Source organism: Stenotrophomonas sp. SI-NJAU-1, from assembly GCF_020883215.1.
In the GTDB taxonomy this organism is placed as follows: domain Bacteria; phylum Pseudomonadota; class Gammaproteobacteria; order Xanthomonadales; family Xanthomonadaceae; genus Stenotrophomonas; species Stenotrophomonas indicatrix.
This window is the reverse complement of sequence record NZ_CP086598.1, coordinates 3,295,333-3,321,303: the sequence shown is the minus strand read 5'-3', so window position 1 is coordinate 3,321,303 and position 25,971 is coordinate 3,295,333. Positions and strand designations below refer to the sequence as shown.

General features: G+C 65.5%; 22 protein-coding genes and 1 riboswitch. Of the genes, 9 read left to right on the top strand and 13 right to left on the bottom strand.

Translation table 11 applies throughout. The features are described from left to right. Positions 1-78 precede the first annotated feature (78 nt). A complete protein-coding gene (gcvH, locus tag LMF57_RS15215) occupies positions 79-474 on the top strand; it encodes a glycine cleavage system protein GcvH (protein WP_093818684.1) in 396 nt (131 codons plus the stop codon). A gap of 69 nt (positions 475-543) precedes the next feature. On the opposite strand, the gene LMF57_RS15210 is transcribed toward gcvH, so the two are convergent. Next, entirely contained in the window at positions 544-1,065 is a 522-nt protein-coding gene (locus LMF57_RS15210; RefSeq protein ID WP_208081713.1) for a hypothetical protein, read from the bottom strand. Between the two features lie 184 nt (positions 1,066-1,249). On the opposite strand from LMF57_RS15210, the gene LMF57_RS15205 reads away from it, so the two are divergent. Continuing rightward, the gene (locus LMF57_RS15205) at positions 1,250-1,765 is read left to right on the top strand and encodes a histone (RefSeq protein ID WP_117311080.1); all 516 of its coding nucleotides are present in this window, start codon (positions 1,250-1,252) and stop codon (positions 1,763-1,765) included. 63 nt (positions 1,766-1,828) lie between these two features. Here the strand turns inward: LMF57_RS15205 and LMF57_RS15200 are convergent, their stop codons facing one another. After that, positions 1,829-2,749: a LysR family transcriptional regulator gene (locus LMF57_RS15200; RefSeq protein WP_208081712.1), complete on the bottom strand. Its 921-nt coding sequence runs from the start codon at positions 2,747-2,749 to the stop codon at positions 1,829-1,831. A gap of 111 nt (positions 2,750-2,860) precedes the next feature. Between LMF57_RS15200 and LMF57_RS15195 the strand changes: the two genes are divergently transcribed. Continuing rightward, positions 2,861-3,619, top strand: a complete 759-nt coding sequence (locus LMF57_RS15195) for an SDR family oxidoreductase (protein ID WP_208081711.1) — start codon at positions 2,861-2,863, stop codon at positions 3,617-3,619. 108 nt (positions 3,620-3,727) lie between these two features. On the opposite strand, the gene LMF57_RS15190 is transcribed toward LMF57_RS15195, so the two are convergent. Further along, a complete protein-coding gene (locus tag LMF57_RS15190; protein WP_117311075.1) occupies positions 3,728-5,128 on the bottom strand; it encodes a serine hydrolase domain-containing protein in 1,401 nt (466 codons plus the stop codon). Positions 5,129-5,415: 287 nt separating this feature from the next. Between LMF57_RS15190 and LMF57_RS15185 the strand changes: the two genes are divergently transcribed. Next, positions 5,416-6,744 carry an MFS transporter gene (locus LMF57_RS15185; RefSeq protein ID WP_208081710.1) on the top strand — a complete coding sequence of 443 codons (1,329 nt, stop codon included), beginning with the start codon at positions 5,416-5,418 and terminating at the stop codon, positions 6,742-6,744. 31 nt (positions 6,745-6,775) lie between these two features. Beyond that, entirely contained in the window at positions 6,776-7,126 is a 351-nt protein-coding gene (locus LMF57_RS15180) for a DUF1304 domain-containing protein (protein WP_229290144.1), read from the top strand. Between the two features lie 499 nt (positions 7,127-7,625). Here LMF57_RS15180 and LMF57_RS15175 read toward each other — a convergent pair whose 3' ends face one another. From LMF57_RS15175 to LMF57_RS15165, 3 genes are all read right to left on the bottom strand, one after another. Beyond that, complete coding sequence (locus LMF57_RS15175; protein WP_229290143.1) at positions 7,626-8,093, bottom strand: hotdog fold domain-containing protein; 468 nt, start codon at positions 8,091-8,093, stop codon at positions 7,626-7,628. Positions 8,094-8,165: 72 nt separating this feature from the next. Next, entirely contained in the window at positions 8,166-10,643 is a 2,478-nt protein-coding gene (locus LMF57_RS15170) for an acyl-CoA dehydrogenase (RefSeq protein WP_117311066.1), read from the bottom strand. Continuing rightward, positions 10,640-11,557, bottom strand: a complete 918-nt coding sequence (locus LMF57_RS15165) for an alpha/beta hydrolase (protein WP_208082894.1) — start codon at positions 11,555-11,557, stop codon at positions 10,640-10,642. The genes LMF57_RS15170 and LMF57_RS15165 overlap by 4 nt, the downstream gene beginning before the upstream one ends. Before the next feature lie 142 nt (positions 11,558-11,699). On the opposite strand from LMF57_RS15165, the gene LMF57_RS15160 reads away from it, so the two are divergent. Continuing rightward, positions 11,700-12,302, top strand: a complete 603-nt coding sequence (locus LMF57_RS15160) for a TetR/AcrR family transcriptional regulator (protein WP_025877807.1) — start codon at positions 11,700-11,702, stop codon at positions 12,300-12,302. A 135-nt stretch (positions 12,303-12,437) separates the two neighbouring features. Here LMF57_RS15160 and LMF57_RS15155 read toward each other — a convergent pair whose 3' ends face one another. From LMF57_RS15155 to LMF57_RS15145, 3 genes are all read right to left on the bottom strand, one after another. Next, positions 12,438-15,194: a TonB-dependent receptor gene (locus LMF57_RS15155; protein ID WP_208082895.1), complete on the bottom strand. Its 2,757-nt coding sequence runs from the start codon at positions 15,192-15,194 to the stop codon at positions 12,438-12,440. Positions 15,195-15,568: 374 nt separating this feature from the next. Beyond that, positions 15,569-16,423 (bottom strand): hypothetical protein, encoded by an 855-nt coding sequence (locus tag LMF57_RS15150; RefSeq protein WP_117311061.1) that lies wholly within the window; start codon positions 16,421-16,423, stop codon positions 15,569-15,571. 120 nt (positions 16,424-16,543) lie between these two features. Further along, positions 16,544-17,437, bottom strand: coding sequence for an Hsp33 family molecular chaperone HslO (locus tag LMF57_RS15145; protein ID WP_117311060.1), 894 nt, complete (start codon positions 17,435-17,437; stop codon positions 16,544-16,546). Positions 17,438-17,514: 77 nt separating this feature from the next. On the opposite strand from LMF57_RS15145, the gene mtgA reads away from it, so the two are divergent. The 3 genes from mtgA to LMF57_RS15130 all read left to right on the top strand — a co-directional run bounded on the left by mtgA (position 17,515) and on the right by LMF57_RS15130 (position 19,786). Then, on the top strand, positions 17,515-18,264 hold the full coding sequence (mtgA, locus tag LMF57_RS15140) for a monofunctional biosynthetic peptidoglycan transglycosylase (RefSeq protein ID WP_117311059.1): 750 nt from the start codon (positions 17,515-17,517) through the stop codon (positions 18,262-18,264). A gap of 111 nt (positions 18,265-18,375) precedes the next feature. After that, positions 18,376-19,395, top strand: a complete 1,020-nt coding sequence (locus LMF57_RS15135; RefSeq protein ID WP_140225676.1) for a glycosyltransferase family 2 protein — start codon at positions 18,376-18,378, stop codon at positions 19,393-19,395. Beyond that, a complete protein-coding gene (locus tag LMF57_RS15130) occupies positions 19,355-19,786 on the top strand; it encodes a CBS domain-containing protein (protein WP_140225677.1) in 432 nt (143 codons plus the stop codon). The genes LMF57_RS15135 and LMF57_RS15130 overlap by 41 nt, the downstream gene beginning before the upstream one ends. Positions 19,787-20,283: 497 nt before the next feature. Here the strand turns inward: LMF57_RS15130 and LMF57_RS15125 are convergent, their stop codons facing one another. The 4 genes from LMF57_RS15125 to LMF57_RS15110 form a co-directional block, all read right to left on the bottom strand. Then, positions 20,284-22,209: an AsmA family protein gene (locus tag LMF57_RS15125; protein ID WP_229291399.1), complete on the bottom strand. Its 1,926-nt coding sequence runs from the start codon at positions 22,207-22,209 to the stop codon at positions 20,284-20,286. A gap of 161 nt (positions 22,210-22,370) precedes the next feature. After that, positions 22,371-23,009: a hemolysin III family protein gene (locus LMF57_RS15120; protein WP_025877819.1), complete on the bottom strand. Its 639-nt coding sequence runs from the start codon at positions 23,007-23,009 to the stop codon at positions 22,371-22,373. 96 nt (positions 23,010-23,105) lie between these two features. Beyond that, entirely contained in the window at positions 23,106-24,710 is a 1,605-nt protein-coding gene (locus LMF57_RS15115) for a peptide chain release factor 3 (protein WP_229290142.1), read from the bottom strand. 74 nt (positions 24,711-24,784) lie between these two features. Then, positions 24,785-25,669: a M23 family metallopeptidase gene (locus LMF57_RS15110; protein WP_229290141.1), complete on the bottom strand. Its 885-nt coding sequence runs from the start codon at positions 25,667-25,669 to the stop codon at positions 24,785-24,787. 138 nt (positions 25,670-25,807) lie between these two features. Further along, positions 25,808-25,926: riboswitch (SAM riboswitch) on the top strand. The last annotated feature ends 45 nt before the right edge of the window (positions 25,927-25,971 follow it).

The following is a 25,971-nucleotide window of genomic DNA, read 5'->3' as shown; positions in this document are numbered from 1 at the left end:
GTCACTGCCAGCAGTGGCGGCCGGTTGGTTACACTAGCCCCGTTTTTTCCACCCCCTGCATATCTCTGGAGCAGTCCCATGAGCGAGATCCCCGGCGACCTCAAGTTCCTCAAGTCCCATGAGTGGGCCCGTGTCGAAGGCAATGGCCGCGTGACCGTCGGTATTTCCGACCACGCCCAGGGCCTGCTGGGTGACCTGGTCTACGTCGAGCTGCCCGAAGTCGGCGCGACCGCCAAGGCCAACGAGCAGATCGCGGTCGTTGAGTCGGTGAAGGCCGCCTCCGACGTCTACAGCCCGGTCAGCGGCACCATCGTCGAGGTCAACTCGGCACTGGCCGACAAGCCGGAAACCATCAACGAAGACGCCTACGGCGATGGCTGGATGTTCGTCGTCGAAGTGTCCAACAGCGACGAGCTCAACGAGCTGCTGGACCCGGACGCGTACGCCGAAGGCCTGGAAGACGACGAGCACTGAGTCGTCGTTTCCCGGTACGAAAACGGCCACCTCCGGGTGGCCGTTTTCGTTTTGCAGAACGCCTCCCACTCATGCCGACCGGTTTGCCGCGTGCCATCGCCACGGCATCAGCCGGTGTTGAGCGCGGGCAAAAGGCGTGCGCAGTTTTGCGCAAATCCGCGTTTCCACCCCCGCGGCGACGCGCCCGGATGTGAAAAGTTTTTGGCCTTGTTGCAGGTCCGTTGTGCTGGCGTTGGCGCGTGCGTTGCCATGCATGGCCGCGTCGCTGCGTGGCGTTCCGCTTCGGACCCCTACATGACGCAGAGTGCTTATTTCAAGTGTTTTTTCTTCGCTGTTCGTGCGCAGTTGATGGCAGCGACGATGCGCGATGCAGTGTTTGCCGGCGCTCGCGGAGGAACATCGGCAGGCGCGGGAAGGCCTTCCGGGACGTGGCGGATGTGAAAATTTTTCGCGGGGGTTGTTGACAGTAAAAAAAACCGTGATTAGGTTTCGCCTCAGCAGACCTTGCCTGCCAAACCGAGTGCGCAGAATCAATCGTCCGATGCGAAGCAGCCCCTTGAAGACCACCGCGATCCTGACGACGGTGGACATGGCCCCGCTTCCCCTCGAGAAATGCAAGGCGACCCCTGTTCCGATGCCTGCTCCGCCGATCGTGGCGGGCATCACCGCATCCGTAACGGCGCGCCCGACGCGCCGGCGGTCCCCGCACGCAGCATGGGCGGGTTTGATCCACCTGGGCGTTTCAACTCCCTATCACTGACGAGGAGCCATCACCATGGCAACCAAGAAAGCTGCGAAGAAAAAGCCCGCCGCCAAGAAAGCGGTGAAGAAAGTCGCCAAGAAGGCCGCTGCCAAGAAGGCAGTGAAGAAGGTCGCGAAGAAGGCGACCGCCAAGAAGGCAGTGAAGAAGGCGGCCAAGAAGGTCGCCAAGAAGGCCACGGCGAAGAAGACAGTGAAGAAGGCGGCCAAGAAGGTAGCCAAGAAGTCCGCTGCCAAGAAGACCGCGAAGAAGGCCGTCAAGAAGGTAGCCAAGAAGGCCACCAGGAAGACTGCCAAGAAAGCCGCCAAGAAGACCACTGCCCGCAAGCCGGCCAAGAAGGTCGCCAAAAAGGCAGTGAAGAAGGCGACAAAGAAGACCGCCAAGAAGGCAGTGAAGAAGACTGCGAAGAAGGCGACCAAGAAGGCTGCCCCGAAGAAGGCTGCCAAGAAGGTTGCCAAGCGCAAGCCGGCCGCCCGCAAGAAGAAGGCCGCTCCGGTGGCCCTTCCGGCAACTCCGGCACCGCTGATCTAAGTACTTCCCGATAGCCGTACCCTGAGACCCCTTCCCCGACTGCCCAGCGGGGAGGGGGTTTTTTTATGGGCTGCCTGCGCCTGGCCAGCTGCGTTCACCCGCTGCGTCGCAGGGAAACCGCTCGACCAGGAAATCCACGAAGCTGCGCAGCCGGGTCGAGTGATACCGGTCGTGCGGATAGACCACGTGCATGGGCCGACCGTGCCGGCCATGTTCCGGCAGCAACGGAACCAGGCTACCCGCATCGATGTCTGCTGCCAGCAGCAGGCTCGACTGCAGGATGATGCCCTGGCCCTGCAGCGCGGCCAGTCGCAACGCTTCGCCGTTGTTGATCTGCAACCGTCCCGAAGGCGGCGCTGGCAATGCCACTTCGTTGCCCAGCCAGTGCGACAGCGCAGCCGGGTCCAGCGACAGGCATTGATGCTGTCGCAGTGCCTGCACGCTGTGCGGCGTGCCATGCCGTGCGAGATAGGCCGGTGACGCACACAGGGTCAGCCGATAGGGGCTGAGCGGGCGCGCCACCAGATGCGTGGTGTCAGCCAGCGTGCCGATGCGGATGGCGGCCTCGAATCCCTCATCGGCCAGTTCGACCACGCGATCGGTCAGGACCAGTTCGACACTGACCTCGGGGTAGCGGTCCATGTAGGTCGACAGTGCCGGCACCAGCGCATGCGTGCCGAAGATCACCGGTGCACTGATCCGCAGCTTGCCCGCCGGTGCCAGATGGTGATGCTGGGCCTGCGCATCGGTTTCCTCCACCAGGCGCAGGATCTCTTTGCAGCGGCCGTAGTAGGCCTCACCGAAAGCGGTCATGTGCTGCCGACGGGTCGTGCGGTTCAACAGCTGCATGCCCAGCCGTTCTTCCAGGGCGCGCAGGTGCTTGCCGGCCATCGTCGCGGAGATGTCCAGTGCCGATGCCGCGGCGCTGAGGCTGCCCTTTTCCACGGCCAGCACATAGACCTGCATGCTCTCCAACAGGTTCATCTGACACCCCGGGTTCTGAATGTTGAAACCTCGCCGGAGTTTATCAATCGAGGGTGTTCAAAGAGCATGTCCGCACGGCCAGATGGGTCGGCAGAACTGGCAGGGCAACACATGAAACTGGATCTTGAAGGACGTACCGCGCTGGTCACCGGCGCAGGCAGCGGCATCGGCGCAGGTGTTGCGCGGGTACTGGCGAGGCAGGGTGTGTGCGTGGCGATCACCGCGCGGCGGCAGGCGCCGTTGCAATCGGTGGCGGCCGCAATCGAGGCGGCGGGTGGGCCGCCACCGATCATGCTGCTGGGCGATCTGACCGACGCCGATGATGTGCGACGCGTCGCCAGCGCGTCGCTGCAGGCGCTGCAGCGAGTGGACATCCTGGTCAACGCGGCCGGTGGTGCGCGGTTGGCCGGGGTTGCCGCAGCAGACGAGGTGTGGGACGAGGCGATGGCACTGAACTTCTCGGCGGCACGACGGCTGACGCAGGCGTTGCTGCCGTCGATGCGGGCCAATGGCTGGGGGCGTGTGATCAACCTCAGCGGATCGATGGAGCCGCGTGCGGTGAATGCCGCGAGCCCGGCGAAGGCGGCGCTGCATCTGTGGAGCAAGGGGTTGTCCTGCGACGTGGCAGGCGAGGGCATCACCGTCAATTCGATCGCACCGGGGCGGATCAACAGCGCGCAGATCCTGGATCGGCTGCATCCCACCGAAGAGAGCCGGCGTGAGTTCATCGCCCGCAACATCCCGATGGGGCGTTTCGGCGAACCAGAGGAGGTGGCGCACCTGGCTGCGTTCCTGGCCTCACCGTTGGCGGGGTACATCACCGGGGCGGTGATTCCGGTGGATGGCGGAATGCACTACTTCGCCCACTAGCCTCCGGCACGAACGGCAAGGACCTGGCGTCATGCGGAGGACGCGCAAGCGCATACGAAAAAGGGCGACCCGAGGGCCGCCCTTCTGCGCAACGTCGAGCTCGCCAGCTCAGCGCGGTGAGGCCACCGCGCGGTTGCCCGAGGCACCCTTGCCCTTGCGCTTGTCCTGCTGCACCGGAGCGGCGCCCTCGGCCATCAGGTTGTCGCTGCCGAAGTCGGTGTCCACGTCCAGCCAGCGCTGCGACGGCAGGCCTAGGGCAGCATCGAGCACGGTCGGCAGCAGGCCGCTGGGCAGGCTGCTTTCGCCGTTCCACATGATGGCGATGCCGAGGTCGCGCTCGGGCACCAATGCAACCAGGCCACGGTAGCCCTGTACCGCGCCGGCATGGAACACGACATCGTGACCGGCGTAGTCGAAGGTGCGCCAGCCCAGCGCGTAGCCGGCCGAGTGCAGGCGTTCGCGGCGCCATCCCGAGCGCATCTCGCCGGGCGTGTTGATCAGGCTGGAGTGCAGAGTCGCCAGCAGCGGTGCCGGCAGCACGTCCGGGCGGTGGCCGGTATGGGCCAGCAGCCACTGCGCCATGTCACTGGCGCTGGCGTTGACGCCGGCAGCAGGGGCGACGCGGTAATAGGTCGGTTTCGGCGTCAGCGACACCCAGCCGTTGCGGCTGCGCACGTGCGGGCGCGCCCAGCGCGAGCTGGCCTGGATGCCGGCCAGGCCGAGGCTGGCATCGTTCATGCCGAGCGGCTTGAAGATGCGGCGTTCGACCGACTGCTCGTAGAAGCTGCCGGAGGCGGCATACACGACGTCGCCGATCAGGCTGAAAGCCACGTTCTGGTAGGCGTAGCAGTCGCCCGGCAGGCACTTCAGGCTGGTGTTGGCCAGCTTCTGGGTCAGCGCGTAGTACTCGGCATTGCCTTCGATGTCGCGGTCGTAGGCGTTGTACGGCAGGCCGACGCGATGGCTGAGTACGTCGGCCACGGTCAGGCGGTCGGTGGCCTCCGGCGAGCTCAGGCGGAAGCCCGGCACATAGTCGGTGACCTTGCTGTCCCAGCGCAGGGTACCGTCGTTGACCAGCAGGCCGGCCATGGTGCCGGCGAAGGCCTTGGACAGCGACGCCAGGCGGAACACGGTGTGCGCGTCGACCGGCAACGGATTGTTGACGTCGGTGACGCCGTAGCCGCGCGCGCTGAGCACGCGGCCGCCCTGCACGATGGCCACGGCCATGCCAGGCACGCGCTCGCCATAGGTGAGCTGCTGCGCCATCGATTCGATGTTGGCGACGTTGAAACCGGCAGCCGGCAACTGCACCTGCGGCACCAGCCCGGTGCGGTAGGCTGCAGGTTGGGTGTGGGCGACGGCGCCACCGGCAGCGGTTTCGATGTTGGTCGGCATCGGCGGCAACGCCGGCGGGGTCTGCGCGGTGGTGGACAAGGCAAGGGGCATCAACATGCCCAGCAAACCGGTGGCCGCCGAACGGATCGGACGACGCAGGCTATTCTTTTTCATCGGTTGGAACCCGTGCGCGACTGCTGGGGATGATTCTAGCGCCGCTTTTCGCCTGTGCACAAACAAAGCGAAGATGAATGCGCATCTCGTTGAAAAAGTTGGATTTTTGACGCCAGAAAAGCGTGTATCACAAGGTGTCCGCCGGGCCTGTCCGTGACACTGCGTTGCAGCCATCGGCGCCGCCTGCGCTGGCGATGTTGCAGTGCATTGGATAACGTACGCGCTTCACTGCCCCCGGAGCCTGCCATGCCGCTGTCCAACCGCCGTTTGCGGGCGAGGGGAGCCGCGTGAGCGCGGCGCGTGAAAGTGGGGCACTGAAGGGCCTGCTGGCCGCGCTGCGCGAGTCGCCGGCGCTGTGGTGGTCGTTCCTGTACTTCTTCTGCCTGCTCAGCGGCTACTACGTGCTGCGGCCGGTACGCGAGGCGATGGCTGCTTCGGCCGACCTGGAGACGGTGTTCCCGGCGGCGTTGATCGCCTGGTTCGCCAGCCATGGGATCGCCCTGAAGGACTTCGTCCTGCAGTTCCTGTTCTCCTGCGTATTCGTGATCATGCTGGTGCTGCAGCCGGTCTATGGTTGGCTGGTCAGCCGCTTCCCGCGGCGGGTGTTCCTGCCGGCGGTGTACGGCTTCTTCATTGCCACCCTGCTGGGCTTCTATGCACTGTTCGACAGCGATGTGCCCGGGCGCGGCATGGCCTTCTTCTTCTGGATCAGCGTCTTCAACCTGTTCGCCGTAGCCGTATTCTGGAGCTTCATGGCCGACGTGTTCTCCAACGCGCAGGCGCGGGCGTACTACGGCTACATCGGTGCGGCCGGCACCATTGGGGCTTTCCTCGGCCCGTTCATCACCAGTGTGCTGGTGCAGCGGGTGGGCATCGCCAACCTGATGCTGGTATCGACTGGCTTCCTGATGATCTGCCTGTTGTGCATCTGGCGGCTGCGTTACTGGGCGGTGCTGCGCGAGCGTGAGCAGCGTTTGGTGTCGGGTGAGCAGCCGATGGGCGGCAGCGTGCTTGATGGCCTGAAGCTGATCGCGCGCGAACCCCTGCTGCGCTGGCTGGCGATCATGGTGCTGTTCGGCGTGGGTGTCGGCACGTTGCTGTACAACCAGCAGGCCACCATCGTGCGTGCCTCGTTCAACGATGCAGGCGCTGCCACTGCCTTCTTCTCGCGCATCGACCTGGCGGTGAACGCGCTGGCGCTGCTGATGCAGGTAGGCCTGACCCGCTGGCTGCTGTCACGCCATGGCATCGCGCCGGCGCTGTTGATTCCCGGCTTTGCGATCCTGATCGGCTTCTCGGTGCTGGCCGCCTCGCCGATGCCGCTGATGGTGGCGGTGGTGCAGGTGATGACCCGCGCCAGTGAGTTTGCTTTGGCCAAGCCGGCCCGCGAAACCATCTACACCCGCGTGGACCGGCAGTGGCGCTACAAGGCTGGCGCGGCGATCGACACGGTGGTCTACCGCGGCGCCGACCTGAGCTTCGCCTGGCTGCACAAGGGGCTGTCGCTGTTCGGTTCGCACGTGGTGTTCGTCGGTGGCGTGGTCGTCGCCGGGTTGATGACCCTGGCGGCGTTCGGCGTGCTGCGCGAAGAGAAGAAGCTGCCGCGCGACCGCTGAGGTCGCCACCCACATTTCGAGGAGAGAATCGATGTCGTCGCTCGCGCTGCTGCTGACCGTGCTGGTCGCTGTGCTGCACCTGTACTTCCTGGTGCTGGAGATGTTCCTGTGGACCCGGCCGCTGGGCCTGAAGACGTTCCGCAATTCACCGGAGAAGGCGGAGACCACGCGCGTGCTGGCGGCCAACCAGGGCCTGTACAACGGCTTCCTGGCGGCGGGCATCGTGGTGGGGCTGGTGCTGGCGCAGCCGGTGCTGGTGACGTTCTCGCTGGTGTGCGTGGTGGTGGCGGGGTGCTATGGCGCCTACAGCGTGAGTCGGCGCATCTTCATGATCCAGGCGGTGCCGGCGATCCTGGCGTTGGTGTTCCGCGCACTGGCGTGATTTCCGGCCAACGGCGCAGCCCCTCGTGGGGTGGTCGCGTAGAGCGGGTCATGTGATGGGTGTGGCGGGTGGGCCGTGCAGGGGACGCTGCAAGTACGTCCATGTAAGCTCGATGGCGCCATCCATGGCGCCAACGCCCCTGCACGGCCCACCCGCCACACCCCTGACAGGTTCCGTGCGCGGCCAGCCCACGGAGAAGAAAAAAGAAGATCAAGAGCAACAGCGGGTCGCTGCGCTCGTGGGTTCTGCGTGCATGAAAAAAAGCGGCCGATGGGTCGCTTTTGCTTTTGCTCTTCTTTTCCTCTTACGTGGGGGACGCCGCAGATATCCGTCCGAGGCCGGAGGGGTGGGGCCGGGCGGGGTATCCGCGCCATGGATGGCGCGGCTAAGCCTACAGGGACGTACTTGCGGCGTCCCCGCATGGACCCACCCCTCCGGCCCAACCGATGAACCGCTTTTCAGCATCCACCCACGAGGGGCTGCGCCGTTCGCGGCAACATCACTTCGCCGGCGACAGCCACATGTCAATCACCGCGCTGAACACCTCCGTCCCCGCGCGGTCGCGCACACTCACCGTCACCGGCAACGCATAGCCTTCGGTCGCCACCACGATCGGCTGCGCCGGCAATGCCGTCGCCTGCATCGTGCCGCGCGCCTTGGCCAGGTACTGCACCTGCATGCCCTTCGGGATCCAGCGCATGCCCTTGGGCAGCGACGCATCGACCATCAGCCCGGCGGTCAGTTCGGCCAGGTTGCACATTGCGATCGCGTGCACCGTGCCGATGTGGTTGCGCACCTTGCGGCGGTCGGCCAGCGTGCCCTCGCAGCGGCCGTTCTCCAGGCGCGTGATGTGCGGCGCGATGCTGGCGAAGTAGGGGGCCTTGAAACAGACCGCGCGCGAGAACAGCCAGGTGCCGGCAGGCCAGCGCTGCAGGCGGTGATAGAGCGAAAGCAGGGGCGTGGACATGGCGGTTTCCGGTTGGCGGACAAAGCGACGGCGGGCCAGGCCCGCCGTCGAGGCAATGCGTGTCGCGGGCGATCAGGCCGCCTGCGAGTGCGGGTCCTTGTTCTGGCGGTCGTAGTAGCTGGCCGCGCGCAGTTCGTGGGTGTCGAAATCGTCCACGGTGATGGTGTCCAGGGTCAGCGTACGCAGCTCTTCCAGCAGGCTGCGCTCGTCCTGGGTGATCACGCCTTCGGCCACGGCCTCGTCGAGCTGGCTGTTGAAGTCCAGCGCCTCGATGCCCTTGCTCTTCAGTGCCTTCAGGAACTTGCGCTCGACCGGCTCGGCCATGATCGCCTTGCTCAGGTAGCTGTTGATGCGGCCACCCGGGTTGTTCTCGCAAGGGGTCAGGAACACGCCGCTGGCGAGGCGGTCGCGGGCTTCGTTGGGTGCCATCAGCAGCGCAGCCACGCGACGGCTCAGGCGGTCACCGGGCGCCTCGGCACGACGGCCCAGCGGGAAGATCAGTGCCCACATCAACCAGCCGATCGGACGGATCGGGAAGTTGCGCAGGGCGGCCGACAGCGATTCCTCGATCTTGTGCACGCTGTCATGGAAGGCCCAGGCCAGCAGTGGCTGGTCGGCCTGCGGCGCGCCTTCGTCGTGGTAACGCTTGAGCATGGCGCTGGTCATGTAGACATGGCTCAGCACGTCGCCCAGGCGGCCGGACAGCGATTCCTTGAACTTCAGCTTGCCGCCGAGCGTCATCATCGAGATGTCGGCCATCAGCGCCAGGTTGGCCGAGTAACGGTCCAGCTTGCGGAAGTAACGGCGGGTGTAGGCATCGCCCGGGGCAGCGCCGAAGCGTGCGCCGGTCAGGCCGAACCAGAACGAACGAACAGCATTGGAGATGCCGTAGCGGATGTGGCCGAACAGGCTGCGGTCGAAGTCCTGCAGGCCGGCACGGGTGTCCGGGTCCTGCGCGGCCTTCATTTCCTTCAGCACCCACGGGTGGCAGAGGATCGCACCCTGGCCGAAGATCAGCAGGCTGCGGGTCATGATGTTGGCGCCTTCCACCGTGATGGCGATCGGCGCGGCCTGCCAGCTGCGGCCGGCGAAGTTGCGCGGCCCCAGGATGATGCCCTTGCCGCCGATCACGTCCATCATGTCCGAGATCACTTCGCGACTCATGGTGGTGCAGTGGTACTTGGCGATCGCCGACGGCACCGACGGCACGTCACCGCGGTCCACGGCAGCAGCGGTGGCCTGCGACAGCGCGCTGATCTTGTACGCCTTGCCACCGATGCGGGCCAGCGCTTCTTCCACGCCTTCGAAGCGGCCGACCGACAGGCCGAACTGCTTGCGGATGCGCGCATAGGCGCCGGTGACTGCGGCACCGGCCTTGGCACCACCGCTGGCGGTGGATGGCAGGGTGATCGAACGACCCACGGCCAGGCACTCGTTGAGCATGTTCCAGCCCTTGCCGGCCATCGCAGCGCCACCGATCAGTTGGGTCAGCGGAATGAACACGTCCTTGCCGCGGATCGGGCCGTTCTGGAACGTCGAGTTCAGCGGGAAGTGGCGACGGCCGATTTCAACGCCGGCGGTCTCGCGCGGCAGCAGGCCCAGGGTGATGCCGATGTCGCGGGTCTGGCCGATCAGGCCATCCGGATCGTACATGCGGAAGGCCAGGCCGATCAGCGAGGCGACCGGCGCCAGGGTGATGTAGCGCTTGTCGAAGGTCAGCTTGACGCCGAGCACCTGCTCGCCGTTCCACTCGCCCTTGCAGACGATGCCGTAGTCGGGAATGGAGGTCGCATCGGAGCCGGCGAACGGACCGGTCAGGCCGAAGCAGGGCACTTCGCGGCCATCGGCCAGACGCGGCAGGTACTGGTCCTTCTGTTCCTGGGTGCCGTAATGCACCAGCAGTTCACCCGGGCCCAGCGAGTTGGGCACGCCGACGGTGGAACTGACCACCGAAGACACCGAGGCCAGCTTCTGGATCACCTTGTGGTGGGCCAGCGCGGAGAAGCCCAGGCCGCCGTATTCCTTCGGAATGATCATGCCGAAGAACTTGTTCTTCTTGATGAAGGCCCACAGTTCCGGCGGCAGGTCGGCATGGACGTGGGTGATCTCCCAGTCGTTGACCATCGTGCACAGCTGTTCGACCGGGCCATCGAGGAAGGCCTGTTCTTCAGCGGTCAGCTGCGGCTTGGGGTAGTTCAGCAGGATGTTCCAGTCCGGATCACCGGTGAACAGTTCGCCTTCGAAGCCGACCGAGCCGGTTTCCAGGGCGATGCGCTCGGTCTGCGACAGCGGCGGCAGCACCTTGCGGAACACCTTCATCATCGGGCCGGTCAGCAGCGGCTTGCGGATGAACGGCAGCAGCAGCGGCACGGCAATCACGGCCAGTACCGCAGCCGCGACGATCGTGGCGGTCTGGTTGACGTAGGGGATGAACCAGCAGGCCACCAGCAGGGCCACGCTGATCAGCGTCCAGGTCAGCAGGCGCATGCGGTGGTAGGCGACGAACGCGCCTGCCAGCAGCAGGGCGAGGAAGGGAATGACGAGGCTCATGAGCGTGCTCCGGTGACGTGCTCGTTTATGGCGGACGAAGCTGCAGCATCCGCTGCGGGCAACACGTCCAGATAGTCCAACACAGTAGCGGTAAAGGCGTCGTTGTCATCACCGGCGACCATGTGCGTGGCCTGCGGCAACTGTACGTGGCGCGCGTGTGGCGCCAATGCCAGGAATTCGGCCACCGTCTGCGGGGTGACCAGATCGCTGCGGCCACCGCTGACCAGCAGCAGCGGGCACTTCACCTGGCGCGCGGCGTCGGCCAGTGCGTCCTGGTGCTGCTCGCTGTCACGTGCCAGTTCGGCCACCAGTCGTGGATCCCAGTGCCAACGCCAGCGGCCGTGGCCGTCATCGCGCAGCAGGGCACGCAGCGAATCCTCGGATTTGCGCGGGCGGTGCGGCATATAGGCCGAAATTACATCCGCAGCCTGCGACAGCGAGGCGAATCCTTGCGGATGCGCGGTCATGAAGGCGAGGATGCGTTCGACGCCAGCGGTATCCCAGCGTGGGGTGATATCCACCAGCACCATGGCCGAGAACAGCCCGGGCCAGCGTGATTCGGCCAACAGGCCGAACAGGCCCCCCATCGAGGCCGCCACCAGCACCGGCGGTCGCGGCTGCTCGCCGGCCAGCACGATCAGGTCATCGGCGAACTGCTCGCCGTGATAAGCCAGGTCGGGCGCATTCCAGTCGGAATCGCCGTGACCGCGGGCATCATAGGCCAGGGTCTGCAGGCCTGCGGCCGACAGGGCTCTGGCCGTGGTCGTCCAGGCGTGGCGGGTCTGGCCAAAGCCGTGCGCGAACAGTACACGCCCGCGACGGCCGGAGGTGCTGGCGGTTGCCGCCAGCGAGGCGCCGTGGGCAGCCTCCAGACGCAGGTCATGGAACGCAGCGGGAGTAGGGGACATAACCATACTCGTTAGTATGGATCGGTTCTGGCGGAAGTCAATACTGCACGGTATGGTTCGTCGCAGGAGTGGCCTGTGGCCGGGCGGTCGACGGTTTCGGCCGCAACCGCGTACTGCAGCGAACCCCGGCGTATGGTTAAATCAGCAGATGAATCAACCTGACGCTTCCGCCGGCGAACCGCGTGCCGGCCGCAACAGCCGCCTGAGTGCCGAAGACTGGGCCCAGGCGGCCCTCGATCTGATTGCCGAGCAAGGCGTCAGCGCCGTCGCGGTGGAACCGCTGGCGCGCCGCCTTGGCGTGACCAAGGGCAGTTTCTATTGGCATTTCCCGTCGCGTGACGCACTGCTGCAGGCCGCGCTGGAACGCTGGGAACTGTTCGAGCAGGAGCAGGTGTTCGGCAGCCTGGAAGACGTGCCGGACCCGCGCGTGCGCCTGCGCCAGCTGTTCCAGATGGTGGCGCATGAAGTGCAGCCGCACATCATCTACAGCGAACTGCTGAAGGCCCTTGACCATCCGATGGTGCGCCCGGTGATCGACCGTGTGTCGCAGCGACGGCTTGATTACCTGATCGCCTCGTTCCGCCAGGCGGGCCTGAGCTCGACCGATGCTCGCCATCGTGCACGCCTGGCGTATGCAGCGTATGTGGGCTTCCTGCAGTTGTCGCTGCAGCTGCAGCAGCCCAAGCAGGCGCGCGAGGACTTCGAAGCGTATGTCGAACACCTGATCGACACGTTGATTCCGAACGGCTGAGCGTTCTTCATCGCTGGATGCAGAAAGGCCGCGGCACTGCTGCGGCCTTTTCTGTTGGCGTTGGCGCCAGCGCAGCGGACGCAAAACAACGGCCCCTTTCGGGGCCGTTGCTGCATCAGCTGATCAGTGGATCGATCAGAACTTCTGCTTGTACTGCATGTACATGTAGCGGCCCGGCAGGTCGTACTGCGGGTCGAACATGTTGTACGAGGTCGAGTACGAGACCGGCGGATCCTTGTCCCACACGTTGTTCAGGCCGACCATGATGGTGCCCTTCCACGGAGTGTTGTAACGGAACTGGATGTCGTGGTAGGTGGTGGCGCCCATGTGGTTCTTGCCGTTCTGGCCATCGGAGCAGTAGCCCACCAGGTCGGCGTCACCCACCGGATCGAACGGGCAGTCTTCGGTCATGCCGGACTTGTAACGCAGGCCGTAGTTGACGCCGAAATCGCCGTAGGACCAATCGACGTACAGGTTGGAACGGATACGCCAGTACGGATCCTGGTCCAGGTAACGGCCGGCGCGGCCATCCAGCGGTGCATCTTCGGTCGACTTCGTATCCCACTTGGACAGGTAGGTGCCGTCCAGGCTGACGGTGAATTGACCGAACGAGGTCTCCGGCAGCTTGTACAGGATGCCCAGATCCCAGCCTTCCACCTTGTACGACGACAGGTTCTGCAGCGGCATGTCGACGTTGGTGATGGTGTAACGCTGGTTGGCAGTGCCGTAGGAGGGATCACGGGTGATCAGGCCACAGTAGGCCGCCTGCTCCTGCGGGGAGCCACCGTAGCAGCGATCCATGATGTCCTGGATCGCCGGGCGGGTGATCGCGTCTTCAATCTCGATCTGCCACCAGTCCAGGGTCACGTTCAGCCCCTGCACGAAGCTCGGGCTCCACACCAGGCCCAGCGTCTTGCTGGTCGAGGTTTCCGGCTTCAGATCCGGATTCGACTTCCAGGTGAACGCCTCCGGCGTCTGCTTGTTGGCGCCGCTGCCGGCACCCGGCTGCTGGAAGTTGGCCGGCACACCTTCGGCGGCGCACTGTGCTGCCACCGCACCGGTGCGACGACCGCTGGAGGCCGAGCACGGATCGGCGTAGGTTTCGAACGAATCGGCGTCGCCGCGATACAGGTTGTTGATGCTCGGTGCGCGGAAGCCTTCGGAGTAGTTACCACGCACCATCAGGTCGTCGATCGGCTTCCAGCGGAAACCGAACTTGTTGTTGGTGGTGTTGCCGAAGTTGCTGTAGTCGGAGAAGCGCGAGGCAACGCTCAGGTCCAGCAGCTTCGCGCCCGGCAGGTCAGCCAGGATCGGAATCGACAGTTCCAGGAAGAACTCGTCCAGGTCGTAGGAGCCCTTGGTCGGTGCCGCACCGTTGCCGGTGCTCAGGCCAGCGGCAATGAACGCGTCCGGATCGAACTGGCCACTTTCCTTGCGGCCTTCATAACCGGCGGCGAAGCCCAGCGCACCCGCCGGCAGCTGCACGATTTCACCGGAGATGTTGGCGTAGTAGCTCTTGGAAACCAGGCTGGCCGAGTCATGCGCGGTGAACGAGGCGTAGTCCAGTGCTTCCTGCGAGATCGCGCCGAGCCCACCCAGCGGATTCATCGGCACACAGCCCGGAATGACAGCACCGCCTGCGGTCAGACAGACGGCCTGGCCACCCTGAATGGCGGACGGACCGTAGGCTTCGTTCAAGCGCTGGACGTTGAACAGGCCATACGTCAGATCATTCTGGTCGGTCTTGTCGTAACGGTAGCCGACGTCCCAGTCGAAGTTGCGGTCGGCGAATTCGAAGAAGCCTTCGAAACCACCGTAGAAGTGCCAGTTCTTGACGTTCTGGTTGAACGAACGGCCACCGGTTTCATTGAAACGGCGATTCACGCCGGTCAGGTCAACGCCGTACGGGTTGTAGATGCTGCTGGCACTGAGGCGACGGCCGGTCACCGGCATCGCCGCGAGCAGCTGCTCGGACTTGCGCTCGTTGTACATCGCCTCGGTACGGAAGGTGATGTTGTCGGTGACGTTGTAGGAACCGGTGGCGAACAGCGAGGTACGCTCGTTCGGGGTCAGCAGGTAGTTGTCCGGCGAGGTGTTGTAACCGTGGACATTGCCGTCGAACGGGGTTTCAACGCCATTGATGATGACGTAGCGCTCGTCATTGCGGATGTAGGAACCCGGGATGCCGGTGCCGCTCTGGCCGCCGAAGAACGGGGGGCCACCGGCGGAGATCTTGCGATCACCTGCCATGACTTCCTTCTCGTTCACATAGGACACGCCCAGCACCAGCGATGCGCGATCGGTGGTGGTGCCGATGGTGAAGTCGGCGGCCTCACGCTCGCCGTCGCCGTCGCTGTACTGGCCCTTGTAGAAGTTCGCCTCGGCGCCGTCGAAGTTCTGCTTGGTGATGATGTTCACCACGCCGGCGATGGCATCCGAACCGTAGATGGTCGAAGCACCGTCCTTCAGGACGTCGATGCGCTCGATCATCGCGGTCGGGATGGTGTTCAGGTCGACGCTGCCGTCCAGGCCGGTGGTCCAGCGGCGACCGTTGACCAGCACCAGGGTGCGCTCGGCGCCCAGGTTGCGCAGGCTGACGCCGGCCGAACCGTCACCGCCGTTGTTGAACGTACGGTTCAGGGCAGCACCGTTGGCGGCAACGCGCTGCAGGATGTCGGCGACTGAGGTCACGCCCTGCTTTTCGATGTCGGCACGGGTCAGGCTCAGCACCGGCTGCGAGGTTTCGATGTCGGTGCTCTTGATGCGCGAACCGGTCACCGAGATGCGATCCAGGTTGGTCGCTTCCTGCGCCTGGGCCGTTACGGACGTCGCCGCACCGGCGATCAGCGCGACGACGACAGCGTCACGCAGCTTGTTGGACTGGAAATTCATTGGCTCTCTCTCTCCAAGAAATCTTGGCTGGGGTAGTGCCTGCGCGGCGGGGCCAAAAATGAGGCTCCAAAATCGCGAGGCTGAATCGATAGTAACGGCCCTCAACCAAAAATTAAAGCTGTGTTAATTCACACTGTGATTACAGATGAATACGCATTGATTTCTTTAATTTCAATGAGTTGTCCAGTCGGGCGTGGCGTCGCCGCACCGTGCACGCCTGTCGTGAGCAGAAAAAAGTTTCAATTGATGCATGTCGCGGTGTATCCGTCTGTAACGGATGAGGGCTTTTCGCACTTGACAGAGGTGTCCAGAAACAATTCGGGCGCCCCAGGGCGCCCGATGTTGAACACAGCGTGTTGGCAATCAACGATCGACTACAGATCCTGCTCGTAGCGCACGTACGGCACGGTGCCGTCATCGTTGCTTTCGTTGCGCGGGGAGAACGGGTTCTTGCCGCGGCTGATCACGTTTTCCGCGCCGACGGTGAGCTGGCCGGACCACGGGGTGCGCCAGGTCAGGCCAATGCCCAGGCCTTCCCACTTGCCGGGCTTGCCGGGAACGTCCACCACGCGGCCGATGATGCTGCCGCTGAAATTGCCGTAGCCGGCGCCCAGGCTCAGGCTCTTGCTGTCCCAGCGGTCAACGAGGGCCGGCGAGGCGTCGGCCAGGGGGACAAGGCGTGCCTTGGCATACGTTCCGGCGATGGAGACGAAGCCTTCGCGACCGATGTTCTTCTGCGCGAATACGGTCAGGTCATTCTGTTCGGCGCGCAGCGCCGGGGTCTTGCTGGGCGTCGCCAGCCAGGCGGGCAGGGTCTCGCGGCCGGTGCCGGCAGTGATTCCCAGGCGGCCGGTACCACGGTTGAGCGCGGCGGTGCCGGTCAGGCGCCGGTTGGAGCCGATGGCGTCATCGTCGTCGCCCAGGCTGGCCAGCATGCAATGGCTGGCCAGTCCGCTGATGCTGGAGCCGCTGCTGCTGTTGCACAGCAGGCCGAGCGAGTCGCCCGAAGACAGGCCGAACGCAGCATCGAGCGAATTGCGGCCGAAATGCCAGCGTGCGCCCACGGCCTGCTCGCCGGTCGGTTCCAGGTACAGCAGGGCCTCGACCTTGCCACTGCCCTTGTTCCAGACCGGAATGACGGTGCGGGTGTCCTTGCTCTGCGCGTGCACGCCCGTGATCGCGCCAAGGGCGATCAGAAGGGCCAGCGGTAGACGCAGGAAGGTACGCATCGGACCAGTTCAGACAGGGACGGGCAGTGAAAGTTCCCGCTGGGGCGGGAACTCGATCCTAGGGTGTTTATGAATTCTTAACAAGCCTTGTTCCTCCCCAGATACAAGACTCATTGGGTATTACTGAAGTCGTTCAGGTGCCGGTACAGCCCCCTGGGCACCGTGGAACAGTATGCCGAACTCCGTCAACGGAAAGTGATACTCCTGTCCGCAGAATTCGCAACGCACGTCCACCGCGCCGGTGTCTTCGGCAGCCGCACGGGCCTCTTCCTCGCCCAGCGAGACCAGCATCGAGGCGACCCGTTCACGCGAACAGGAGCACGCGAAGGACAGGGCCTTGTCACCCACCCGTTCCGCCTTCTCCTCGTGGAACAACCGGTGCAGCAGTTCCTCGGCCGGGGTGGCCAGCAGCTCCGCCTTGCCCAGGGTGTCGAACAGCGCGCTGGCGCGGGACCAGCCATCGTCGTCGCCTTCATCGCCCGGGAGCTTCTGCAGCAGCAGGCCGGCAGCACCGTCGCGGCCGGCGGCCAGCAGCAGCCGCGTCGGCAACTGCTCGGACTGGCGGAAGTAGTCCTCGAACGCTTCATCCAGTTCCGGCGCGGTCAGTGCCACCAGGCTCTGGTAGCGCTGCGGTTCGCGCGGGTCCAGGCCGGGATTCTCGATGGTGATGGCCAGCAGGGCGTCCCGGCCCAGGTCGGTCAGGTCGCGGGGGGCGTCACCGCCCTCGGCAATCTGGACGATGCCGCGCAAGGTGCCAGCGGCGGTGCATTCGGCGAACAGGGTACGCAGCGCGGTAGTGCTGCGCAGCTGGATCGACAGGCGGCCGTCGACCTTGGTGTGGCCGGTGAACAGTGCCGACGCCACGCAGGCTTCGCCGAGCAGTTCGGTGGCGCTGTCCGGATACTCGCCGTGGGACTGGATGTCCTGCCAGGTGGCCTGCAGGCGCACGTGGACGCCACGGACACCGGCGTCGGGGAGCAGGAAACGGATAAGGGAATCGGATTGGGCGGTCATCGGCTCACATCGCGCGGAAACGGGGATGGTTGCCGGATAATGCGCCGACAACCAGGCATAAGAAGGATGCACCAGTAATGGGGGCAGGGGGAGAGCAGGACAAGGTAGTGGCCGCCGCCGACGCGGCACCGCGCGGGCGCTGGCGCTGGAAGCGGCTGCTGTGGCTGCCGGTGCTGTTTGTGGCCTTCAGCTGCCTGCAGGTGCTGGTGCTGCGCTTCATCGATCCGCCGCTGTCCACGGTGATGGTCTGGCGTTTCGGCGAGGCACTGGGTGAAGGCGACTGGTCCTACCGGCTGCACTACCAGTGGCGGGACCTTGACCAGATGGCGCCGAGCCTGCCGATTTCGCTGGTGGCCGCAGAAGACCAACGCTTCCCCGACCACAGCGGGTTCGACCTGCAGGCCATTGAAAAGGCGCGCGACCATAACGCGCGGGGCGGGCGCCTGCGCGGGGCCAGCACGATCAGCCAGCAGGTGGCCAAGAACCTGTTCCTGTGGCAGGGCCGCAGCTGGATCCGCAAGGGCCTGGAGGTCTGGTACACGGTGCTGATCGAAGCCTTCTGGCCGAAGCAGCGGATCCTGGAGATGTACGCCAACATCGCCGAGTTCGGCGACGGTGTGTATGGCGCCCAGGCAGCGGCGCAGACATTCTGGGGCAAGGACGCCGCGCGGCTGAGCCCTGCCGAGAGCGCACGTCTGGCGGCAGTGCTGCCGGCGCCTCGCCGCTACAACGCGGCAAAGCCCGGCCCGTACGTGCAGCGTCGTGCGGCGTGGATCCAGCGGCAGGCACGGCAGCTGGGTGGAGCGGGGTATCTGGCGGAGGACTGAGGGGCACCGACGGCCGCGCAGGTGCGGGGGCCTGCGGTTCTGCTGCCGGAAGCGGGGGGCGGAACGGTGCACTGGCGGGCTGTACACCCGTCAACCACGTACAATCCGGCGATGACTCGTGAGCGTCTTACCTTCGTCATTGCCGCACACAACGAAGAACTGGTGCTGCCCCAGTTGCATCCGCGATTGTGCGCGGTACTGGATGGCCTGGCCGGAATCGATGGACACATCCTGTACGTGGATGACGGCAGCAGTGACGCAACGTGGGCGCTGATGGCGTCGCTGGCCCAGGCCGACCCGCGGGTGTCGGCGCTGAAGCTGTCGCGCAACTTCGGCAAGGAGGCGGCACTGACTGCCGGCCTGGACCATGTGCGTGAAGGCGCGGCGATGATCCTCGACGCCGATGGCCAGGACCCGCCGGAACTGGTGCCGCGCTTTGTAGAGCGCTGGCGCGAAGGCTACGACAACGTCTACGGCACCCGCTTGGTGCGCGACGGTGAGAGTTGGAGCAAACGTGCTGCCGCATCGGTGTTCTACCGGGTCATCGGCAGGCTCTCGCGTACTCCCATTCCGGCCGACACCGGCGATTTCCGCTTGTTGTCACCGCGCGCGCTGAGCGCCCTGCGCGAGATGCGCGAACGGCACCGGTTCATGAAGGGGCTCTTCAGCTGGGTCGGTTTCCGCCGCGTGGCGGTGCCCTATCACCGGCATGCCCGTTTGGCCGGCACCAGCAAGTTCAGCCTGTGGCGGCTGTGGAACTTCGCACTGGAAGGGATCACCGGCTTCTCGACGGTGCCGCTGCGGGCGGCCACCTACATGGGGCTGGCCACTGCGGGGGTGGCCTTCGTGTTCGCCATATGGGTGATCGCCAAGGCAGCCATCTACGGCGACCGGGTGGCCGGGTGGCCGACCATGATGGCGGTGATCCTGTTCCTGGGCGGCGTGCAGCTGATCGCGCTGGGGCTTATCGGCGAGTACCTGGGGCGCCTGTATGAGGAGTCCAAGCAACGGCCGTTGTACCTGGTTGACGCATGGTTGGCCCCTTCCGTGGCAGACTCGGAACTGCAACCCACCCTGGGAGGGCAGGCAGATGACGTCGGTACGGCAACTGTTGGACGGCAAGTCCCCTGAAGTGCATGCGGTCGCGCCCGGCGCGGCGGTGATCGATGCGATCCGGTTGATGGCGCAGCAGGGCATCGGCGCGGTGCTGGTGATGGAGGGCCCGCGACTGGTCGGGATCCTCTCCGAGCGCGATTACGCACGCAAGATCGTGCTTCACGATCGTTCGTCGCGTGACACCGCAGTGTCGGAAATCATGACCGCGAACGTAGTGACAGTGAGCCCCGGTGAGCAGGTGGAACACTGCCTGCAGCTGGTGACCGATTACCGCATCCGCCATCTGCCGGTGGTCGAGGGTGGGCAGGTAGTGGGGGTGATTTCCATCGGTGACCTGGTGAAGTCGGTGATCGATGCGCAGCGGCGCGAGCTGGATCAGCTGCAGCAGTACATCGTGGCGGGGTAAGTTCTGTCGCTGGCGGGCCTGCGGCCCGCCGGCCCGCTTTTCGAAGCCGGAGCAACGGCAAGTGCAAAGGCAAAGCGGCGCCTGCCTGATGTGCGGGAAGGCGAAGGGCATGGCCGTGCAGGACACGCCGTAAACCCATCCATGGGGGCTCGATGGCGCCATCCATGGCGCCAACGGTCCTGCACGGCCATACCCTCCGCCTCAGGACACGTTCCTGCGAGCGCGGTGGCTTTCATCCCGACAATCCGCCGTTGGTAGATGCCAACCTCGGTTGGCACTGCTTTTGATTCTGCTTTCTTCTTTTGATTTTGAATTCCTGCTCCTGTTCCGCGCGCGCAGGGAACTGTCCGAAGCCGGAGCAAGGCGGCAGGCAGGACCGTGAGGCGCATGGATGCGCCGACCGAGCCTACAGGGACGTATTTACGGCGTGTCCTGCCTGTCGCCTTGCTCCGGCTCTACGCGCGGGAGAACGAGGCGCTGCGAACAACGCTGTAAACCTACTTCGCGTAGTGCCCACCGCAGTCGGCATCCTTGCCCGGCCCCAGTTCGATGGTGGCCAGCAGTGCCGCCGGCGGCGCGATGCTGCCCAGCGTCAACGCCACCGCACCCCGGATGCCCAGCGCCTTGAAATCCGGGCGGAACGACGGGTCCTTGAAGGTGCCGCCGATGCGCAGCGGCGAGCGCAGCACCAGGATGCTCCTGTCCTTGGGACGTGGCTTCAGCAGCAGGTCCAGCGTTTCATCGCGCAGGCTGACGTCGCCCTCGCCGAGGATGATCGTATCGGTGGTGTCCACTGCCATCGACCGGGTATGCATCAGGCCCTCGCGCACGCCGAAGTCGGCGAAGGCGCAGCGCAGCGGAATCTGTTTGTCGCCGGTGAACAGGAATTTCAGCGACTCGGTGATATCCAGTCCCGCCACTTCCATCAGCAGGTTGCCGACATGGCCGCGGCCCATGCCCAGCGCCACGTCGCCGCTGCTGCTGCCGAGCATCGCTGCGATCGAGTTGCCGTTGCCGGTCAGATCAATGGCACCGCTGATACCCCCCTTGGCCTGCTCGGCGAGCTTGGCGTCGGGGAACAACTGGCCCAGCTGCACACCGCGCACGCTGGCCTTCAATGAGGTTGCGATCTGTGGCCGACGTGCATCCATGCGGATCGTGCTGCGGACGTCGCCACCGGCAACGCCGAAGTTCAGCGGGTCCAGCCGCAGTACACCATCGTCGAGCAGCAGGTGTGCATCCATGTCGTCCAGCGGCAGCTTCGGTGCATTGATGCGCTGTGCCTTCCAGCGTACGTCCGCGTCCATCGCGCGCAGCTTGCCCAGGTTGTACGGCGTGGCCGGCAGCACTTTGGCGCTGGCGGCCACGCGCGCAGCGTCGGCTCGCTGTTCCGCATTGGCGGTCTCGCCGCCGCCGGTCTTCGGGGGCGCACCGACGAAGCCTGCAAGGTCATCGAAATCGAGGCGGCGCGACACCAGGTTCGCGGTCATCCGTGGGCGTTCCCTGGAGACATCGAACTGCACATCGCCGCCCAGGTCGCTGTCGCCGACTTTGCCGGTGAAGCGCTCGTAGCGCCACACCTGATGATCGCGCTTCAGGCGGCCATCCAGTGCGTAGGGCGGGGAGGGCGGAATTGCGATGCCCAGCAATGGATACAGGTCGGCCAGGTCTTGACCGCTCAGCGCGAACTGCAGGTCGAATACCTGCAGCTGGAACGGGTTGGTCAAGGTGCCGCTGGCAACGGCACGGGTGGCACCGGCGCGGCCATCCAGATGGATGCGGAAGGGATGGGCGCTGTCGGTCAGTTCCAGCGGCGATTCGGTGCCGCCGCTCAGGGTAAAGGGATTGCCCTGCCAGCGGCCCTTGCCAGCCACCAGCAACGGTGGTGCCGCATCGGCCTGTTTCGGTTGCCCGCTGCGCACGTTCACCAGGATGTCGGTGCGGCCGAGTGCGTCGAGGAACTGCAGGCGACCATCGTCGATGAGCAGGCGCTTGAGCTGCGGCGTGGCGCCCCCCTTGCTGTCGCCGAGAAAGTCCCAGTTGCCGGGGTCGCCTTTGCGCGGGGCGGTTTCCAGCAGTACGTCCGGGCGGGTCAGGCGCACTTCGGGCAATTGCACGCTGCCCCGCAGCAGCGGCCACACCCGTATGTCGATTTCGACCCGGTCGGCGCTGACCATGGTGGGCTGCTTTGCCCAGGGCGCATTGGCGAAGGTGAGGGTATCGGCGCGCACGGTGCTGGTGCGACCGAGGTCGACATCCAGGTTGCCGATGTGCAGCGCACGGCCGGTGCGCGCATTTACCGCGCGTTCGACCGGGCCCTTGAACCAGTTCCAGTCCCACAGAGCGATGAGGACCAGGATCGCCGCGAGCAGGAACACCAGCACGGCCAGCCAGCGCTGCCCGCGTGGGCCGGGGCGACGCAGGCGCCAGCGCGACGCCTTGGGATCAGCAGGAGCAGAGGCAGCATTCACGCTGCCATGGTTGCCCCGTCGGGGTGGACGGGGCGCGAAGCGATCATGTGCACCGTGTGCAGGGCCAGTGCCTGCTCGCCGGCCAGGGGCCTGGCGTTACCGCCAATACGGGGTCACAGCACCTGGCGGGTCACGGCGACGAAGTGGCAGACGCTGCCGCCGATCACGAACAGATGCCAGATGGCATGCGAATAGGGGATGGATTCGCGGTGGTAGAAGTACGTACCCAGCGTATAGGACAGGCCGCCGCCGAACAGCCAGGCAAGCGTTCCGCCATCGATCGAGGCCCACATCGGCTTGATCGCCACCACCACCAGCCAGCCCATGGCGATGTAGATCACCGTGGACAGCAGCTTGAAGCGGCCGGTGTAGAACAGCTTGAACACCACGCCGCCGAGCGCCAGCGCCCAGATCGCGGTGAACATGCCCCAGCCCCAGGGGCCGCGCAGGCCGATCAGGGTGAACGGAGTATAGGTACCGGCGATCAGCACATAGATCGCGCAATGGTCGAACACCTTCAGGCGGCCCTTGGCCTGCGGGTGCTGGATGGCGTGGTACAGCGTGGAGGCGGTGTACAGCAGCAGCAGGGCGATGCCGAATACGATCGCGCTGGCCAGCTGCCAGCCATCGCCGTAGATCGCAGCCAGGGTGATCAGTACCGCGCTGGCGGCCAGAGCAAGCACCGCACCCAGCCCGTGGGTCAGGGCGCTGGCAATTTCTTCGCGGATCGAATCAACGGAAGTCGTGGACATGGCATGGGCATCGTCTGCAGGGAGGGGGACCTGCACCCCCCTATCATCGCCGCGATGGCGGGCGCGTGCACCCCCGCCACCGTATGGTCGCTGCAATCAGTTGCCGGTGACCGTATGCGCGGCTTCACGGGTTGCCGAGAAACGCACGTCCGGCGCACGTTCCTGCGCCAGCTGCAGGTTGACCCGGGTCGGCGCCAGGTAGACCAGGTGGCCGGCCGCGTCCAGGGCCAGGTTCAGCGCGTTCTTCTCGCGGAACTCCTCCAGCTTCTTCTCGTTGCTGCAGTGGACCCAGCGCGCCGTGGTCACGCCGACCTGCTCGAAGGTGGCTTCCACGCCGTATTCGTCCTTCAGGCGGTAGGCAGCCACATCGAACTGCAGCACGCCCACCGCGCCCAGGATCAGGTCGTTGCTGGTCAGCGGACGGAAGAACTGGGTGGCGCCTTCCTCGGACAGCTGTGCCAGGCCCTTCTGCAGCTGCTTGAGCTTGAGCGGATCGCGCAGGCGGGCGCGACGGAACAGTTCCGGGGCGAAGTTGGGGATGCCGGTGAAGGTGATCGCCTCGCCTTCGGTGAAGGTGTCGCCGATGGAGATCGTGCCGTGGTTGTGAATGCCGATGACATCGCCCGGCCAGGCCTCGGCGGCGATTTCACGGTCGCTGGCCATGAAGGTCAGCGCATTGGCCAGCTTCATGTCCTTGCCGGTGCGCACGTGCAGGGTCTTCATGCCGGCAGTGAACCGGCCCGAGCAGACGCGCATGAAGGCCACGCGGTCACGGTGCTGCGGGTCCATGTTGGCCTGGATCTTGAACACGAAGCCGGTCAGCTTCGGCTCCTGCGGGGCGACGTCGCGGCCGGTGGTGGAGCGTGCCTGCGGCGACGGCGCATGCTCGACGAAAAAGTCCAGCAGCGGCTGCACGCCGAAGTTGTTCACGCCCGAGCCGAAGAACACCGGGGTCTGCTTGCCGGCCCGATAGGCCTGCAGGTCGAACGGATGGCTGGCACCCTGCACCAGTTCCAGTTCGTCGCGCAGATCGGCCAGCATGCGCTCGCCGATCTTCTCGACCAGCCCGGGTGAATCGATCGACGGAAAGATGGTCGAATCCTGACGGGTGAAGTTGCGGCCCTGCTCGTACAGATGCACTTCGCCGGTGATCAGGTGGACCACGCCCTTCAGGCGCTGGCCCATGCCGATCGGCCAGGTGACCGGTGCGCACTGGATGCCGAGCACGCTTTCAACCTCGTCCAGCAGGTCGATCGGCTCCTTGCCCTCGCGATCGAGCTTGTTGATGAAGGTCATGATCGGGGTGTCGCGCAGGCGGCACACTTCCATCAGCTTGATGGTGCGCTCTTCCACGCCCTTGGCCACGTCGATCACCATCAGCGCCGAGTCCACCGCGGTCAGCACGCGGTAGGTGTCCTCGCCGAAGTCGGCGTGGCCCGGGGTGTCGAGCAGGTTGATGATCTTGCCTTCGTACGGGAACTGCATCACCGAGGAGGTGACGGAGATGCCGCGCTCCTTTTCCAGCGCCATCCAGTCCGAGGTGGCGTGGCGGGCAGCCTTGCGGCCCTTCACCGAGCCGGCCATCTGGATCGCGCCTCCGAACAGCAGCAGCTTTTCGGTCAGCGTGGTCTTGCCGGCGTCAGGGTGGGAAATGATGGCGAACGTGCGGCGACGCGACGCTTCGGTGGCGACTTCGGACATGGCAGTGGCGCCCGCACGGGGCGCTTTTCAAAGAGATAAGCGCCCGATTATACCGGCCTGCCGGCGTCGGCGGGTCAGCGCCCGGCGCTGGCGTCCCCGCTGCCCTCACGGGCGAAGTGCAATTCGCCCTGCGGGGCGAGGATGCGCACCGGCACCGAACGCAGCCCCATGCCCCGGTTGAGCTGCACCACGAAGTGCAGGTGCGGTGCGGTGCTGTAGCCACTGTTGCCGGACAGGCCGATCGGCTGCCCAGCCTGCACGGCCTGGCCGGGACGCACGCGCATGCCGCCGGCCTGCAGGTGGGCGTACATCGCCATGCTGCCGTCGCTGTGCAGGATACGAACGAAGTTGGCGCGTCCGGCATCGCGTTCACGGTCCAGGCCATTGCCGCGGAACCCGTCCTGCACCTGCATCACCGTGCCCTCGCGGGCGGCCAGGACCTGTGTCGCTTCGGGCAGGGCAAAGTCGATGGCGTCGCGATTCTCCTCGTCATCGTGGCTGAACCGGCCTTGCGGCGCCTGGTCCACGCGCAGCTGGACAGCCTCGAACGGCAGGCGGTAGGCGACGTCTTCGGCGCGCGCGGCCGGATTGCCCGGCACCGACTGCAAGCGGAGGTCCAGTTCCTTGCCATTGGAAGGAGAGGGAAGATGGCCCACTACCAGGCTGCCGGTGGCCTGCACCAGTGACTGCAGCGGCAGCCCCTCCACCCGTGTGCCGGGGGCAGCGCGCAGCTCGATCTGCACCGGGCCGGACAGTGGATTGTCGATCCGCGCCTGCCACTGGTCGCCCAGCGACTGCAGGCGCAGGCGGGCCATCGGCGCCGCGTGCGGGGTGGCGCCTGTCGTGCGCGCGGCCGGCGTCTGTGGCACCAGTCCCCAGCCCTGGCGCCAGTCGGCAGCGTTGGCCGTGGCGCTCGCCAGCAGGGGCAGCAGGAGGCAGGGCAGGGGCAGGCGGCGCATCGAAGGCTCCAGCGACATGGACCGCCGGGACTCTACGCAAGCTGTCGGGATGGTGAAAGGGCAGGTTGCTTCGCATTCATCCATCTCTTTATCCGCATGAAGGGATTGACATGCCCGGAAAGGGCTGGCATCGTGACTCCACCATCGAGACCGGCAGAGGGACAGGCCCTTTGAAGCCGGGGCAGCCCGCAGACGCGAAAGCGCCTGCGTAGGTGCCAAATCCTGCGGGGACCGTGGCGTCCACCGAAAGATGGTTCGAACCTGCACCCAACGTGCACGTCGAACGCGAGCCCCGCGAAGGC

Coding starts and splice junctions, on each gene's coding strand:
- LMF57_RS15205 (WP_117311080.1), top strand. CDS start 1,250: ATGGCAACCAAGAAAGCTGCGAAGAAAAAGCCCGCCGCCAAGAAAGCG.
- LMF57_RS15170 (WP_117311066.1), bottom strand. CDS start 10,643: ATGAGCCTCGTCATTCCCTTCCTCGCCCTGCTGCTGGCAGGCGCGTTC.
- LMF57_RS15210 (WP_208081713.1), bottom strand. CDS start 1,065: ATGTCCACCGTCGTCAGGATCGCGGTGGTCTTCAAGGGGCTGCTTCGC.
- LMF57_RS15110 (WP_229290141.1), bottom strand. CDS start 25,669: ATGCGCCGCCTGCCCCTGCCCTGCCTCCTGCTGCCCCTGCTGGCGAGC.
- LMF57_RS15145 (WP_117311060.1), bottom strand. CDS start 17,437: ATGACCGCCCAATCCGATTCCCTTATCCGTTTCCTGCTCCCCGACGCC.
- LMF57_RS15200 (WP_208081712.1), bottom strand. CDS start 2,749: ATGAACCTGTTGGAGAGCATGCAGGTCTATGTGCTGGCCGTGGAAAAG.
- gcvH (WP_093818684.1), top strand. CDS start 79: ATGAGCGAGATCCCCGGCGACCTCAAGTTCCTCAAGTCCCATGAGTGG.
- LMF57_RS15195 (WP_208081711.1), top strand. CDS start 2,861: ATGAAACTGGATCTTGAAGGACGTACCGCGCTGGTCACCGGCGCAGGC.
- LMF57_RS15155 (WP_208082895.1), bottom strand. CDS start 15,194: ATGAATTTCCAGTCCAACAAGCTGCGTGACGCTGTCGTCGTCGCGCTG.
- LMF57_RS15160 (WP_025877807.1), top strand. CDS start 11,700: ATGAATCAACCTGACGCTTCCGCCGGCGAACCGCGTGCCGGCCGCAAC.
- LMF57_RS15180 (WP_229290144.1), top strand. CDS start 6,776: ATGTCGTCGCTCGCGCTGCTGCTGACCGTGCTGGTCGCTGTGCTGCAC.
- LMF57_RS15150 (WP_117311061.1), bottom strand. CDS start 16,423: ATGCGTACCTTCCTGCGTCTACCGCTGGCCCTTCTGATCGCCCTTGGC.
- LMF57_RS15120 (WP_025877819.1), bottom strand. CDS start 23,009: ATGTCCACGACTTCCGTTGATTCGATCCGCGAAGAAATTGCCAGCGCC.
- LMF57_RS15175 (WP_229290143.1), bottom strand. CDS start 8,093: ATGTCCACGCCCCTGCTTTCGCTCTATCACCGCCTGCAGCGCTGGCCT.
- mtgA (WP_117311059.1), top strand. CDS start 17,515: ATGGGGGCAGGGGGAGAGCAGGACAAGGTAGTGGCCGCCGCCGACGCG.
- LMF57_RS15115 (WP_229290142.1), bottom strand. CDS start 24,710: ATGTCCGAAGTCGCCACCGAAGCGTCGCGTCGCCGCACGTTCGCCATC.
- LMF57_RS15190 (WP_117311075.1), bottom strand. CDS start 5,128: ATGAAAAAGAATAGCCTGCGTCGTCCGATCCGTTCGGCGGCCACCGGT.
- LMF57_RS15165 (WP_208082894.1), bottom strand. CDS start 11,557: ATGGTTATGTCCCCTACTCCCGCTGCGTTCCATGACCTGCGTCTGGAG.
- LMF57_RS15130 (WP_140225677.1), top strand. CDS start 19,355: ATGACGTCGGTACGGCAACTGTTGGACGGCAAGTCCCCTGAAGTGCAT.
- LMF57_RS15135 (WP_140225676.1), top strand. CDS start 18,376: ATGACTCGTGAGCGTCTTACCTTCGTCATTGCCGCACACAACGAAGAA.